The 14,153-nt window shown below is 75.2% G+C and carries 13 protein-coding genes; 6 read left to right on the top strand and 7 right to left on the bottom strand.

The annotated features are described in order from the left end of the window. Positions 1–1,484, top strand: a 1,484-nt coding sequence (locus GTR00_RS22840) for a family 43 glycosylhydrolase (RefSeq protein WP_205705007.1), incomplete at its 5' end; no start/stop codon positions are given. A 6-nt stretch (positions 1,485–1,490) separates the two neighbouring features. Here the strand turns inward: GTR00_RS22840 and GTR00_RS04165 are convergent. Further along, a complete protein-coding gene (locus GTR00_RS04165; protein ID WP_166610380.1) occupies positions 1,491–1,919 on the bottom strand; it encodes a phage holin family protein in 429 nt (142 codons plus the stop codon). Positions 1,920–2,071: 152 nt separating this feature from the next. Between GTR00_RS04165 and GTR00_RS04160 the strand changes: the two genes are divergently transcribed. From GTR00_RS04160 to GTR00_RS04140, 5 genes are all read left to right on the top strand, one after another. Next, positions 2,072–2,485 (top strand): TIGR03618 family F420-dependent PPOX class oxidoreductase, encoded by a 414-nt coding sequence (locus GTR00_RS04160; RefSeq protein WP_166610379.1) that lies wholly within the window; start codon positions 2,072–2,074, stop codon positions 2,483–2,485. 44 nt (positions 2,486–2,529) lie between these two features. After that, positions 2,530–3,678, top strand: a complete 1,149-nt coding sequence (locus GTR00_RS04155) for a glutathione-independent formaldehyde dehydrogenase (protein ID WP_166610378.1) — start codon at positions 2,530–2,532, stop codon at positions 3,676–3,678. A 218-nt stretch (positions 3,679–3,896) separates the two neighbouring features. Beyond that, positions 3,897–4,253 (top strand): alpha/beta hydrolase, encoded by a 357-nt coding sequence (locus GTR00_RS04150; protein ID WP_166610377.1) that lies wholly within the window; start codon positions 3,897–3,899, stop codon positions 4,251–4,253. A gap of 160 nt (positions 4,254–4,413) precedes the next feature. After that, positions 4,414–5,175 carry an HAD family hydrolase gene (locus GTR00_RS04145; protein WP_166610376.1) on the top strand — a complete coding sequence of 254 codons (762 nt, stop codon included), beginning with the start codon at positions 4,414–4,416 and terminating at the stop codon, positions 5,173–5,175. After that, on the top strand, positions 5,172–7,532 hold the full coding sequence (locus GTR00_RS04140) for a glycoside hydrolase family 65 protein (RefSeq protein WP_166610375.1): 2,361 nt from the start codon (positions 5,172–5,174) through the stop codon (positions 7,530–7,532). The genes GTR00_RS04145 and GTR00_RS04140 overlap by 4 nt, the downstream gene beginning before the upstream one ends. A gap of 28 nt (positions 7,533–7,560) precedes the next feature. On the opposite strand, the gene GTR00_RS04135 is transcribed toward GTR00_RS04140, so the two are convergent. The 6 genes from GTR00_RS04135 to GTR00_RS04110 all read right to left on the bottom strand — a co-directional run bounded on the left by GTR00_RS04135 (position 7,561) and on the right by GTR00_RS04110 (position 14,058). Continuing rightward, positions 7,561–8,004: a hypothetical protein gene (locus GTR00_RS04135; RefSeq protein ID WP_166610374.1), complete on the bottom strand. Its 444-nt coding sequence runs from the start codon at positions 8,002–8,004 to the stop codon at positions 7,561–7,563. An 11-nt stretch (positions 8,005–8,015) separates the two neighbouring features. Then, the gene (gene dapB / locus GTR00_RS04130) at positions 8,016–8,771 is read right to left on the bottom strand and encodes a 4-hydroxy-tetrahydrodipicolinate reductase (protein ID WP_323132202.1); all 756 of its coding nucleotides are present in this window, start codon (positions 8,769–8,771) and stop codon (positions 8,016–8,018) included. Continuing rightward, positions 8,768–10,066, bottom strand: coding sequence for a M16 family metallopeptidase (locus GTR00_RS04125; protein ID WP_205705010.1), 1,299 nt, complete (start codon positions 10,064–10,066; stop codon positions 8,768–8,770). Before GTR00_RS04125 ends, dapB begins: the two co-directional genes overlap by 4 nt. Positions 10,067–10,145: 79 nt before the next feature. Further along, positions 10,146–12,401, bottom strand: a complete 2,256-nt coding sequence (locus tag GTR00_RS04120) for a polyribonucleotide nucleotidyltransferase (protein WP_166610372.1) — start codon at positions 12,399–12,401, stop codon at positions 10,146–10,148. Positions 12,402–12,692: 291 nt separating this feature from the next. Further along, the gene (rpsO, locus tag GTR00_RS04115) at positions 12,693–12,962 is read right to left on the bottom strand and encodes a 30S ribosomal protein S15 (protein ID WP_166610371.1); all 270 of its coding nucleotides are present in this window, start codon (positions 12,960–12,962) and stop codon (positions 12,693–12,695) included. Between the two features lie 148 nt (positions 12,963–13,110). Next, positions 13,111–14,058 carry a bifunctional riboflavin kinase/FAD synthetase gene (locus GTR00_RS04110; RefSeq protein WP_166610370.1) on the bottom strand — a complete coding sequence of 316 codons (948 nt, stop codon included), beginning with the start codon at positions 14,056–14,058 and terminating at the stop codon, positions 13,111–13,113. Positions 14,059–14,153 lie beyond the last annotated feature (95 nt).

The following is a 14,153-nucleotide window of genomic DNA, read 5'->3' as shown; positions in this document are numbered from 1 at the left end:
TGGCGGCCGCGCCCGCCACGCCCGACAGCGCCGACGGATCCGCCGGCCCGCCCGAGGAGGGCTGGTTCGAGCCGGGCACCCGCTGGGTCGGCGACTTCGGCGACCCCGAGGTCGTCCTCGTCGACGGCACGTACCACGCGTACGCCTCCCCCGTGGGCGGGCGGTACCTGCCGGTGCTGACGAGCACCGACCTGCGGAACTGGACGGTGCGCCCGCGCTACAGCGACGACGGCCCCCCGGGGTCGTGGGGGTACGACGTCGAGGAGGACGAGGCGATCCCGGTGGAGGTCCGGCGGGCCGGCCTGGACGACTGGGCCGCCTACGACACCAACGACGCCCTGGTCCGACCCGCGAGCTGGGGCCTGCCGCACCAGCAGGGCCCCTGGGTGGACCGCGACTACTGGGCCCCGGGCGTCACCGAGCTCGACGGCACCTGGTTCGCGTACTCCCCCGTGCGGGTGTCGGCGGACCGGTTCTGCCTGACGGTGGCCACCGCCACCTCGCCGCTGGGCCCGTTCCGCGACGTCAGCGGCGACGCGCCCGTCCAGTGCCAGCCGGCCGAGCGCGACCCGGCCGGCTCCATCGACCCCGACCCGTACACCGACCCGGCCACGGGCAGGACCTTCCTGCTGTGGAAGGCCGCGGGCAAGCTGGACGTGCGCGAGTCCTCGATCCAGGCGGTGGAGGTCGGCGCCGACGGCCTGCCGCTGCCGGGGGCCGGACCGGTCACGCTGCTGGAGACGAACCGGGCCGCCCGGTGGGAGGGCAACACGATCGAGAACCCCTCGATGGTGACCTTCGAGGGCACGACGTACCTGTTCTACTCGGCGAACTACTCCGGCGTGCTGGACGACAGCGGCCGCAGCAACTACGCCAGCGGGTACGCGGTCTGCCCGGCCGGGCCCACCGCCCCGTGCACCCGCCCGGAGCCGCAGGCGGCGCTGCTGGCCAGCCGCGACAGCATCCAGGGCCCGGGCGGCTCCAACGGCTTCGTCGGCACCGACGGCGTGCTGCGGGTGGCGTACTCCTCGTTCTGGCTGGGCGAGGACCGCGGCGGGGAGTTCCCGCACCCGCGCCGCCTGGGCATCGCCACCCTGCAGCGCAACCCGGACGGCACCCTCGACGTCGTCGACGGGCCCGTGCCCGAGGAGCACGCGGTGGACGGCGTGATCGGCGAGAAGTGGCGGGCCACCGGCGGCGCCGACGGGCCGCTGGGCCCGCCGACGTCGGACGAGGTCCGCACGCCCCGCGGTGACGGCGCGCACGGGCACTTCCTGGGCGGTTCGATCTACTGGTCCCCGGCCACCGGGGCGCACGTCGTGCAGGGTGCGCTGCAGTCCGCGTGGGGCGACACCGGCTGGGAGAGGGGCCCGCTGGGTTTCCCGGTGAGCGACGAGTACGCGGTGCCCGGGGGGCGGCGCAGCGACTTCCAGGGCGGCTCGCTCGTCTTCGACACCGTCACCGGGGTCGTCACGCGCCGCTGAGGGCGTTCAGGCGCCCGGCCCGGTGGCGCCCGGCCCGGTCGTGCCGGCGGCTGCGCCCGGCCGCGCCGCGCGCACGTCCTCGCGCACGCTGGCGATCGTCTCCTCCGGCAGCAGCGAGCCGATGCGCTTCAGCTCCGCGACCCCGGCGGCGCCCAGCGCCGCCGCGCCGCCGCCGTAGAGGGCGGTGGCCAGGAACGCCGCGGTCGGCGCGGGCACCACCTTGCCGAGGGTGCGCACCACGAAGGCGGCGGAGGTGCCCGCCGCCAGCGCGCCCAGGACGGCGGCGCCGCCCAGCAGCGCGGCGCCCTTCGAGGCCTCCTCGACCTTGGCGAGCATCTCCTGCTGCCCGCGGCGCACCTCGGCGCGCACGAGCTGCGCGGTGTCCGAGGTGAGCTCGTCGACCAGCTGACCGGCGGTGCGCGGCTGTTCCGTCATCGTCGTCCTCCCGTGCCTGGAAGCGGTGGTGGAGCGGTGGCACCGACCGTACGCGCGCTGCGGCCACCGCGCCGTCCGGCGCCCCTCGCCCCCGCGCCCGCCGGTCCACTGGTTGCGCGCATGACCTCCCGCGGGCGGGGTAGGGGGAGTTCGTGGCCGACACCCAGGACGGACCGGACCTGCACCCCACCACCGAGGAGCTGGCGAGCGGGCCCAACTTCGCCGCCATCTCCACCCTGCTGCCCAGCGGGCGCATCCAGACGCAGTACATCTGGGTCGGCGTCGACGCCGGCCGGCTGTACGTGAACACCGAGGACCACCGGCAGAAGTTCCACAACCTGCAGCGCGACGCGCGCGTGACGATCGCGATCCGCGACGAGCGCAACGCGTACCGCTACGCCGAGGTGCGCGGGACGGTCGGCGAGGTCGAGCGCGGGCCGGCCGCGCGCGAGCGGATCGACGAGCTGTCGCGGAAGTACGAGGGCAAGCCGTACCCGCCGGAGCAGATCAAGACCGAGCGGGTCACGGTGTTCATCGTGCCCGAGCGCCAGACGATCTCCGGCTGACCCGACCCACCACCGACCCAGGAACGTCGAACAGGAGCAGGACCGTGAAGGCTGTCGTCTACAAGGGCCCCAGGACCGTCGCCGTGGAGGAGGTGCCCGACGCGCGCGTGGAGCACCCCACCGACGCGGTGGTGCGCATCACCACGACGAACATCTGCGGGTCGGACCTGCACATGTACGAGGGGCGCACCAGCGTGGAGGAGGGCAAGGTCCTCGGCCACGAGAACACGGGGGTCGTCGAGGCCGTCGGTGCCGGGGTGAGCCGCGTCAAGGTCGGCGACCGCGTCTCCGTCCCCTTCAACATCGCCTGCGGCGCGTGCCGCAACTGCATGCACGGCTGGACCTCGTTCTGCCTGACCATGAACCCGATCGAGGGCATGGACGGCGCGGCCTACGGCTACGCGAACATGGGCCCCTACGACGGCGGCCAGGCGGAGTTCCTGCGGGTGCCGCACGCGGACTTCAACCTCCTGGAGCTCCCCGGGGGCACCGAGCACGAGAACGACTTCACGATGCTCTCGGACGTCTTCCCCACCGGCTGGCACGGCGTGGAGCTGTCCGGGATGGTGCCCGGCGACGACGTGGCGGTGTTCGGCGCCGGCCCCGTCGGGCTCATGGCCGCGCACAGCGCCCTCCTCAAGGGCGCCGCGCGGGTCTTCGTCGTGGACAAGGAGAAGGACCGCCTGGCGCTGGCCGAGCGGATCGGCGCGATCGGCGTGGACTTCTCCGCCTCCGACCCGGTGGAGCAGATCACCGAGGCCACGAAGGGGCGCGGGGTGGACCGCGGCGTGGAGGCCGTCGGCTACCAGGCGCACGACCCCGCGGGCGACGAGCACCCCGAACTGGTGCTCGACAACCTCGTGAAGGTGGTGCGCAGCACCGGCGGCATCGGCGTGGTGGGCGTGTACATGCCGCAGGACCCCGGCGCGGCCAGCGAGGGCGCCCAGCAGGGCCGCATCGGCTGGGACTACGGCACCTTCTTCACCAAGGGCCAGTCCATGGGCACCGGCCAGGCGCCGGTGATGCGCTACAACCGCCAGCTGCGCGACCTCATCGTCGCCGGCCGCGCCACCCCCGGCTTCATCGTCTCGCACGAGCTGGGCCTGGACCGGGCGCCGGAGGGGTACGCGAGGTTCGACGCCCGCGAGGACGGCTGGACCAAGGTGCTCCTGCACCCCGGCCAGGCCTCCTGACCGACCCGGAGCGGACGCCCTGACCGGCGCCGCGGACGGCCCCGCCGCACCACCGGCACCCCCGGACGGCACGACCCGTCCGGGGGTGCCCGCCGTCGGCACCTGCCGCACCGCCGCGCGACGTCCCGCCGCCCGGGACGCTGACGCTGCGACCGGGCCCCCGCGAGGCGCTGCTGAGCGTCCCGCCCGCCGCGGCCGCGGGACCGGTCCTGCTGCTGGTGTTCTTCCACGGTTCCGGCGGCGACGCGCAGCGGTCCCTGCGGCTGGCCGGTGCCGCCGCCGAGCGGCACGGCGCGGCCGTGCTGGCCCCGCGCTCCACCCGGCACACCTGGGACGTCGTGATCGGCGCCCCCGGCCCGGACGTCGCCGCCGTGCGGCGGGCCCTGGCCGGGGTCGCCGGGCTCCTGCCGGTCGACCCGGAGCGGCTCTGCTTCGGGGGCTTCTCCGACGGCGCCTCGTGCGCGCTGAGCCTGGGCCTGGCGAACCCGCGCGCGGTGCGGGCCGTCGCGGCGTTCTCCCCCGGTTCCGTGGTCGACGGCGCGGTCGGCGGCGCGGGAGCACCGGCTGCCGGCTGACGCCGCACCCCCGGCCCGCAGCGGTCCCCGCACCGGTCCCCGCAGCGGTATCCGCGCACCGCCCCCGCGCGTCCACCCTGCGCGGGGGCTGACCTGCTCCTAGGCTCGCCGTGGCACCCGGCACCCGTCGGGCGACCGGGACGTCGAAGGGACGGCGAACGTGCTGGGACTGCCCGACGGGGTCACGGCCCTGTTGTTCGACCTGGACGGGGTCCTCACGAACACCGCCGCGGTGCACAACGCCGCGTGGACGTCGATGTTCGACCGCTTCCTGCGCGAGCGCGCCGAGCGCACCGGGGAGCCGTTCGTGCCGTTCGACCCGGACGCGGACTACCGCACGTACGTGGACGGCAAGCCGCGCGCCGCGGGCGTGCGCGACTTCCTCGCCAGCCGCGGCACCGTGCTGCCGGAGGGCGCGGCGGACGACCCGCCGGGCGCGCGGACCGTGCAGGGGCTGGGCAACGCCAAGAACGCCGACCTGCTGCAGCGCCTGGCCACCGACGGCGTGGAGGTGTACGAGGGGTCCCGGCAGTACCTGCGGGCCGCGCGCGACGCGGGGCTGCGCCGGGCGGTGGTCTCCTCCAGCGCCAACACCCGCCAGGTGCTGGAGGTGACCGGGCTGGCGGAGCTGGTGGAGGAGCGCGTGGACGGCGTGACCCTCACCCAGCTCGGCCTGGCCGGCAAACCCGCCCCGGACACGTTCCTGGAGGGCGCCCGGCTGCTCGGGGTGCCGCCGGAGCGGGCGGCGGTGTTCGAGGACGCGCTCTCCGGCGTCGAGGCCGGGCGCGCCGGGCGCTTCGGGTTCGTCGTCGGCGTCGACCGCGTCGGGCACGCGGACGCGCTGCGCGAGCACGGCGCCGACGTCGTGGTGCAGGACCTGGCCGAGCTGCTGCGCGCGCCGGCGGGCGGTGGGGCGCGGTGATCGGCCCGGACACCTTCGCCGTCGAGCCGTGGCACGTGCGCGAGACGAAGCTGGACCTGTCGGTCCTGGGGCCCTCGGAGTCGGTGTTCGCGCTGTCCAACGGGCACATCGGGCTGCGCGGCAACCTCGACGAGGGCGACCCGCACGGCCTGCCGGGCACCTACCTGAACTCCTTCTACGAGGACCGCCCGCTGCCGTACGCGGAGGCCGGGTACGGCTACCCCGAGGTCGGGCAGACCGTCGTCAACGTCACCAACGGCAAGATCGTGCGCCTGCTGGTGGACGACGAGCCGTTCGACGTGCGCTACGGCGAGCTGCTCTCCCACGAGCGGGTCCTGGACCTGCGCGCCGGCACGCTGACCCGCAGCGTGGACTGGGTCTCCCCCGCCGGGCGGCGCGTGCGGGTGCGCTCCACCCGGCTGGTCTCCTTCGTGCAGCGCGCCGTGGCCGCCGTCGAGTACGTCGTGGAGGCCGTCGACGGCCCCGCCCGCCTCACCCTGCAGTCCGAGCTCGTGGCCAACGAGGCGATGCCGGCGCAGAGCGCCGACCCGCGCGCCGCGGCGGTGCTCGCCTCGCCGCTGCAGGCGGTCGAGCACGACACCAGCCGCACCGGGGCGACCCTGGTGCACCGCACCCGCGCCAGCGGGCTGCAGCTGGCCGCCGGCATGGACAACTCCCTGGAGGCCGAGGGCCGCGTGGAGTGCGACACGCGGGTGTCGGACGACTGGGCGCGCACCACGTTCGTCGTCGCCGTCGAACCCGGCCAGCGGGTGCGCCTCGTCAAGCACCTGGCCTACGGCTGGTCCGCCCAGCGCTCCCAGCCGGCGCTGCGCGACCAGGTCGCCGGGGCGCTCAGCGGCGCCCGCTACACCGGCTGGGAGGGGCTGCTGCGCGAGCAGCGCCAGTACCTCGACGAGTTCTGGGACGCCGCCGACGTGCTCGTGGAGGGCGACGCGGAGGTGCAGCAGGCGGTGCGCTTCGCGCTGTTCCACGTCCTGCAGGCCGGTGCCCGCGGCGAGGGCCGCGGCATCCCCGGCAAGGGGCTGACCGGTCCCGGCTACGACGGGCACATCTTCTGGGACACCGAGGCGTACGTGCTGCCCGTGCTGACCTACACCGCCCCCGACGCCGCCCGCGACGCGCTGCGCTGGCGGTGGACGACCCTGGGCAAGGCGCGCGCGCGGGCCCACGAGCTGGGGCTGCGCGGGGCGGCGTTCCCGTGGCGCACCATCCGCGGCGAGGAGTGCTCCGGCTACTGGCCGGCCGGCACCGCCGCCTTCCACGTCAACGCCGACATCGCCACCGCGGTGGAGCGCTACCGCGTGGTCACCGGCGACGACGCCCTGGAGGCCGACGGCGGCCTGGAGGTGCTCGTGGAGACCGCCCGGCTGTGGATGTCGCTGGGCCACCACCAGGCCGACGGCTCCTGGCACGTGGCCGGGGTCACCGGCCCGGACGAGTACAGCGCCGTCGTCGACGACAACGTCTTCACCAACCTCGCCGCCGCGCACAACCTCACCGCCGCCGCCGCCGCGGTGCGCCGGCACCAGGACCGCGCCCGCACCCTCGGCGTGGACCTGGAGGAGGCCGCGACGTGGGTGGACGCGGCCAAGGCGGTGCACGTGCCCTACGACGAGCGGCTGCGCGTGCACCAGCAGCACGAGGGGTTCACCCGGCTGCCGGAGTGGGACTTCGAGCACCGGCGCGAGTACCCGCTGCTGCTGCACGCGCCGTACTTCGACCTGTACCGCCGGCAGGTGTGCAAGCAGTCGGACCTGGGCATGGCGCTGTTCTGGTTCGGCGACCGGTTCGACGAGGACGACGTCGCCCGCGACGTCGACTACTACGAGCGCCGCACCGTGCGCGACTCCTCGCTGTCGGCGTGCGTGCAGGCCGTGCTGGCCGCGCAGGTCGGCCACCTGGACCTCGCGCACGACTACACCTACGAGGCCGCCAGCGTGGACCTGCGCGACCTGCACCACAACACCCTGGACGGCCTGCACATCGCCTCGCTGGCGGGCACCTGGATGGCGCTGGTGCAGGGCTTCGGGGGCCTGCGCGACACCGCCGGGGAGCTGTCGCTGGACCCCGGGCTGCCCAGCGGGATCTCCCGGCTGCGGTTCTCGGTGCGCTGGCGCGGCTGCACCCTGCGGGTGGACGTGCGCGGGCACGAGGCGACCTACGAGGTGCACGACGGCCCCGACGCGCAGGTGCGGCTGCGGCACGCCGGCGAGGAGGTCGTCGTCACCGGCTCGGCGCCGGTGACGCTGCCGCTGCGCCAGCGCGTGCCGCTGCTGCCGCGCCCGCAGCAGCCCCCCGGGCGCGAGCCGGCCCCGCGCACCCCCGCGGCGCGCTGAGGGGCGCCGGGCGGGGGGGCGAGCGGCCTCAGCGCCGCCCGGCGTGCAGCTTCACCGCGTGCCGGGCGGCGGCGCGCCCGCGGCGGCGGTCGCCGGCGGCGTCGTAGGCCAGCGCCAGGCGGTACCAGGCGCCCGCGTCCTGCGGGGCGGCCTCCACCTCGGCGCGGCAGCGCTCGAACGCCGCCTGCCCGGCGGCGCGGTCCACGCGGCCGGTGGCGGTGCGCCCCAGGTCGTCCTCGGGCAGCTCGCCGCGCTCGGCCAGCTCCCGGCCCAGCCGCTCGGTGGCGCGGCCGAAGAGCAGCTCGCGCACCACGGCCCAGGCCCCCACCAGGGGCAGCACGATCACGGCCGCGCCCATGAGGACACCGGCCCAGCGGCCGGTGGCGATCAGGTCCACGCCCAGGCGGCCGAGCAGGGAGAAGTAGAAGAGCAGGGCCGCGCAGGCCACCGCGACCACGACCTTGGTGCGCACGGCGCGCCCCCTCAGGCCAGGTCGAGGTAGTGCTCGAGGCCCACGGTGACGCCCGGGCGCTCGGCGACGCGCCGCACACCCAGCAGCAGGCCCGGCATGTACGCGGCGCGGTCGTAGGTGTCGTCGCGCAGCGTCAGGGTCTCCCCCGGGCCGCCGAGCACGACCTCCTGGTGGGCGGTCATGCCGCGCATGCGCACCGCGTGCACGTGCACGCCGTCCACGACGGCGCCGCGCGCACCGGGCAGCGACTGCTCGGTGGCGTCCGGGGAGGGGCCCAGCCCGGCCTCGGCGCGCGCGGCGGCGATGAGCTGCGCGGTGCGGACGGCCGAGCCGGAGGGGGCGTCGACCTTGCCGGGGTGGTGCAGCTCGACGACCTCCACGGACTCGAAGAAGCGCGCCGCCTGCTGGGCGAACCGCATGACGAGCACGGCGCCGAGGCCGAAGTTCGTGGCGATGAGCACGTTGCGGCCCGCGGCGCGCTGCCACTGCTCCACCCGCGCGACGCGCTCGTCGGTCCAGCCGGTGGTGCCGGTCACCACGTGCAGGCCCATGCCCAGGGCCCGCTCGACGTTGCCCATCACCGAGCCGGGCACCGTGAGGTCCACCAGCACGTCGGCGCCCTGGGCCGCGGCGAGGTCGTCGCCGCGGCCCAGGGCCGCCACCAGCTGCAGGTCGGGCGCGGCCTCCACGGCGGCGCAGGCCTGCGAGCCCATGCGCCCGCGGGCGCCGGTGACGGCCACGCGCAGCGGCGGGCCGTCCGTGCTCACCGCACCACCGAGCGGAACGGGGCGTCGTCGGTGAACGGGCCCACGACGGTCACCGAGCGCGGGCGCTCCAGCAGGTCCGCCGCCATGGCGCGCACGTCCTCGGCGGTGACCGCGCGCAGGCGGGCCAGGACGCCGTCGACGTCGAGGAACTGCCCGTGCACCAGCTCCGCCTTGCCCAGGCGGTTCATGCGCGAGCCGGAGTCCTCCAGGCCCAGCACCATGCCGCCGGCCAGCTGGCCGATGCCGCGGCCGAGCTCCTCGGCCTCCAGCGGCGCCGCGGCCAGCTTGGCCAGCTCCTCGAGCATCAGCTCGGTGACCTGGCCCGCCTTGGCCGGGGAGCAGCCCGCGTACAGGCCCACGTAGCCGGAGTCGGCGTAGTTCGCGTTGAAGGAGTACACCGAGTACGCCAGGCCGCGCTTCTCGCGCACCTCCTGGAACAGCCGGCTGCTCATCCCGCCGCCCAGGACGGCGTTGAGGACGCTGAGGGTGAAGCGGCGCTCGTCGGTGGCGGTGATGCCGGTGGTGCCCAGCAGCACGTGCGCCTGCTCGGTGGCGCGCTCCACCACGAGGGTGCGGCCGGTCTCCAGGCCGCCGGAGACCTCCCCCGCCACCCGGCGCGGGGCCGGGGCGGCGTCGTGCAGCTCGCCCGCGGCGCGGGACAGCTCGCGCTGCACGGCGTCCACGACCTCGTCGTGGTCCAGGCCGCCGGCGGCGGTGAACACCAGGGTGGAGGGGCGGTAGTGCTCGCGGTAGTGCGCCCAGACGTCGTCGCGGCCCACGGCCCGGATGGTCTCCGGAGTGCCGCCGATGGGGCGCGCCAGCGGGTGCGTGCCCAGGACGAGCTCGGCGAAGCGCTCGTGCGCGACGTCGCCGGGGTCGTCGTCGTTCATCGCCAGCTCCTCGAGGATGACCTCGCGCTCGGAGCTGAAGTCGTCCTCGTCGAGCACCGCGGAGGTGACCATGTCGGTCACCACGTCGATCGCCATCGGCAGGTCGGTGTCGAGCACGCGCGCGTAGTACGTCGTGTGCTCCTTGCCGGTGGCGGCGTTGGCCTCGCCGCCCACGGCGTCGAACGCCGTGGCGATGTCCATGGCGTCGCGGCGCTCGGTGCCCTTGAAGAGCAGGTGCTCGAGGAAGTGCGTGGAGCCGAAGTGCCCGCTGGTCTCGTCGCGCGAGCCGACGCCGACCCAGCAGCCGATGCTCGCCGAGCGCTGCCCGGGCATCGCCTCGGTCAGCACCCGCGCGCCGCACGGCAGGACGGTGCGGCGCACCAGCGCCCCGTCCACGTCGGACAGGGTGGTCGTGACGGGGGCCGACCCCGCCGCCTCCGTGGGGAGGTCGACGGGGTCGGTCGCGCCGTGGTGGGCCGACACGTCAGGCGTCGGCCGTCGCGGCGTCGTCGGCGGCGGGCGCGTCGGCGGGCGCGCCCTCCTCCTCGGCCACGACGGGCACCAGCGAGAGCTTGCCGCGCGGGTCGATCTCGGCGATCTCGACCTGGACCTTCTGGCCGACCGAGACGACGTCGTCGACGTTGTCGACGCGCTTGCCGCCGGCGAGCTTGCGCAGCTGCGAGATGTGCAGCAGGCCGTCCTTGCCGGGCAGCAGCGAGACGAACGCGCCGAAGGTGGTCGTCTTCACGACGGTGCCGAGGTAGCGCTCGCCGACCTCGGGCATCGTCGGGTTGGCGATCGCGTTGACCGCCGCGCGCGCCGCCTCGGCCGAGGGGCCGTCGACCGCGCCGATGAACACGGTGCCGTCGTCCTCGATGGAGATGTCGGCGCCGGTGTCCTCCTGGATCTGGTTGATCATCTTGCCCTTGGGCCCGATGACCTCGCCGATCTTGTCGACCGGCACCTTCACCGTGATGATGCGCGGCGCGGTGGGCGACATCTCGTCCGGCGCGTCGATGGCCTCGGCCATGACGTCCAGGATGTGCAGGCGCGCGTCGCGGGCCTGGGTCAGCGCCCCGGCCAGCACGGAGGCGGGGATGCCGTCCAGCTTGGTGTCCAGCTGGATGGCGGTGACGAACTCCTTGGTGCCGGCGACCTTGAAGTCCATGTCGCCGAAGGCGTCCTCGGCGCCGAGGATGTCGGTCAGCGCCGCGTAGCGGGTCTCGCCATCGACGGTGTCGGACACCAGGCCCATCGCGATGCCGGCGACGGGCGCGCGCAGCGGTACGCCCGCGTTCAGCAGCGACAGGGTCGAGGCGCACACCGAGCCCATCGAGGTGGACCCGTTGGAGCCCAGCGCCTCGGAGACCTGGCGGATGGCGTACGGGAACTCCTCGCGGGCCGGCAGCACCGGCACCAGCGCGCGCTCCGCCAGGGCGCCGTGGCCGATCTCGCGGCGCTTGGGCGAGCCCACCCGGCCGGTCTCACCGGTGGAGTACGGCGGGAAGTTGTAGTTGTGCATGTACCGCTTGCGCGTCACCGGCGAGAGGGTGTCGAGCTGCTGCTCCATGCGCAGCATGTTCAGCGTGGTCACGCCCAGGATCTGGGTCTCGCCGCGCTCGAACAGCGCCGAGCCGTGCACCCGGGGCAGCACCTCGACCTCGGCGGACAGCGTGCGGATGTCCGCCAGGCCGCGCCCGTCGATGCGCACCTGGTCGGTGAGGATGCGCTGGCGGATGAGCTTCTTCTGCACCGAGCGGTAGGCCGCGGAGACCTCCTTCTCGCGGCCGGCGAACTGCTCCGCGAGGGACTCGCGGACCTGCGCCTTGATCTCGTCGATGCGGTTCTCGCGCTCCTGCTTGCCCCCGATGGCCAGCGCGCCGGCCAGGTCGGCGGAGGCGGCCTGCTCGACGGCGGCGTAGACGTCGTCGGCGTAGTCGGGGAACAGCGGGAACTCAGCGGTCGGCTTGGCGGCCTTGGCGGCCACCTCCGCCTGCGCCTTGACCAGCGCGGCGATGTGCGGCTTGGCGGCCTCCAGGCCCTGCGCCACGACCTCCTCGGTGGGGGCGGTCGCGCCCTGCTCCTTGATGAGGTTCCAGGAGCCCTCGGTCGCCTCGGCCTCGACCATCATGATCGCGACGTCCTCGGACCCGTCAGCGGCGGTCACGACGCGGCCGGCCACGACCATGTCGAAGACGGCGCGCTCGACCTCGGAGTAGCGCGGGAACGCGACCCACTGGCCGTCGACCAGGGCGATGCGCACGCCGCCGACCGGGCCGGAGAACGGCAGGCCCGCCAGCTGGGTGGACATCGAGGCGGCGTTGATGGCCACGACGTCGTAGGCGTCGTCGGGGTGCAGCGCCATGACGGTGACGACGACCTGGACCTCGTTGCGCAGGCCCTTGACGAAGCTGGGGCGCAGCGGGCGGTCGATCAGGCGGCAGGCCAGGATCGCCTCGGTCGAGGGGCGGCCCTCGCGGCGGAAGAACGAGCCGGGGATCTTCCCGGCGGCGTAGCTGCGCTCCTCGACGTCCACCGTCAGGGGGAAGAAGTCGAACTGGTCCTTGGGGGACCTGCCGGCGGTCGTCGCGCTCAGCAGGAACGACTCCCCGTCCAGGTACACGGCCGCCGAGCCGGCGGCCTGGCGGGCCAGGCGGCCGGTCTCGAAGCGGACGGTGCGGGTGCCGAACGAGCCGTTGTCGATGACGGCTTCGGCGGCGGTGATCTCAGGACCCTCCACGGGTTCCCTCCTCTTTCCGTCTGTGGTGCGGTGCCCGCCGCACCGGCGCGTGCCCGGCGGGGGTCGTCCCCCGCCGGTCCGGCCTTCGATCGAGGCCCACGGGCGCGTGGCGCGCCCGGAGGCCACTACCGAGGACCGGCACGACGCTGCGCGGTACGGCGGCCGGGTGCTGCGGTCAACACCCCGAGTCTGCCCGGAGTCGGGCGGTCGTGCGCGGCAGCGGCCCGCGGGGGCCGGCGGCGGCGCACGTGCAGCAGGGGCGGCCCCGTGCGGGACCGCCCCTGCCTCGCCTCAGCGGCGGATGCCGAGCCGCTCGATGATCGAGCGGTAGCGGTTGATGTCCTTCTTGGCCATGTACTGCAGCAGGCGGCGGCGCTGCCCGACCAGCAGCAGCAGCCCGCGGCGGCTGTGGTGGTCGTGCTGGTGCGTCTTCAGGTGCTCCGTCAGGTCGCGGATGCGCTGGGTGAGCATGGCCACCTGCACCTCGGGCGAGCCGGTGTCGCCCTCGCTGGTGGCGTACTCGGCCATGATCTTCTTCTTGGTCTCGGCGTCGAGGGGCACGGTGCTCTCCTGGGTCTCGTTGCGCGGTGCTCCGGGGCTGATCCACCCGGGCTCTCTGGGTCCGCGGCCGTTCGAACGGCTCGTTCAGGCTACCAGCCGGGGCGGCGCGCCCCGTGACCGCACGGGCCGGGGCGGGGCCGCGCGCCGCTCAGCGCAGGCCGAGGAGCTCGCGGCAGCGCTGCACGTCGCGCGCCATCTGCTCCACGAGCGCCGCGGCGCCGTCGAAGCGCAGGGTGGGGCGCAGGTGGTGCACGAAGTCCACGGCGACGCGCTCGCCGTACAGGTCGAGGCCGGGGCTGTCGACGCAGTGCGCCTCCACGCGCTTCTCGAGGCCGTCGAAGGTGGGGTTGGTGCCCACGGACACCGCCGCGGGGAGCCGCTCGCCGGAGGGGCGGTGCAGCCAGCCGGCGTAGACGCCGTCGGCGGGCACCAGGCCCTCGGAGTCCTCCGCGGACAGGTTCGCGGTGGGGTAGCCCAGCTCGCGGCCGCGGTGGTCGCCGTGCACGACGGTGGCGCTGACCCGGTGCGGGTGCCCCAGCACGGCGGCGGCGCGCTCGACGTCCCCGGCCGCCAGCGCCTCGCGCACGGCCGTGGACGACCAGCGCGGCGCCGCGCCGGCGCCGTCGCCGAGGTCCTCCAGGGCCGTCACCGCGAAGCCGTGCCGGCGTCCCAGCTCGCGCAGGGTGCCCAGGTCGCCGCTGTTGCCGCGCCCGAAGCGCACGTCGTGGCCGACGACGACCTCCACGGCGCCCAGCGCGCGCACGAAGACGTCCTCGACGAAGCGCTCCGGGCTCCAGGAGGCCAGCTCGCGGGTGAAGGGCACGACGAGCACGGCGTCCACGCCGCAGGCGGCCACCAGCTCCAGGCGGTGCTCCAGGCCGGTGAGCAGGCCGGGGGCGCGGTCGGGCTGCAGCACCTGCAGCGGGTGCGGGTCGAAGGTGACCGCCACGGCGGCCGCGCCGCGCTCGCGGGCCGCGCGCACCACCCGGTCCAGCACCGCGACGTGGCCGCGGTGCACCCCGTCGAAGTTGCCGATGGTGACCACCGAGGGACCGAAACCGGGGTCCACGTCTGCCAGGTCGTCCCACCGCTGCACCCGGCCTGCTCACCGGCCTGGAGCACCGCCTGGAGCTGGTGGCCGCCTGCGGCGTGGACGCCGTGCTCGTCGTGCCCTTCACCCGCGAGCTGGCC

The organism is Kineococcus indalonis (genome assembly GCF_009906395.1).
Classification (GTDB): Bacteria; Actinomycetota; Actinomycetes; order Actinomycetales; family Kineococcaceae; genus Kineococcus; species Kineococcus indalonis.
This window is presented reverse-complemented; position numbering and strand designations above follow the sequence as displayed.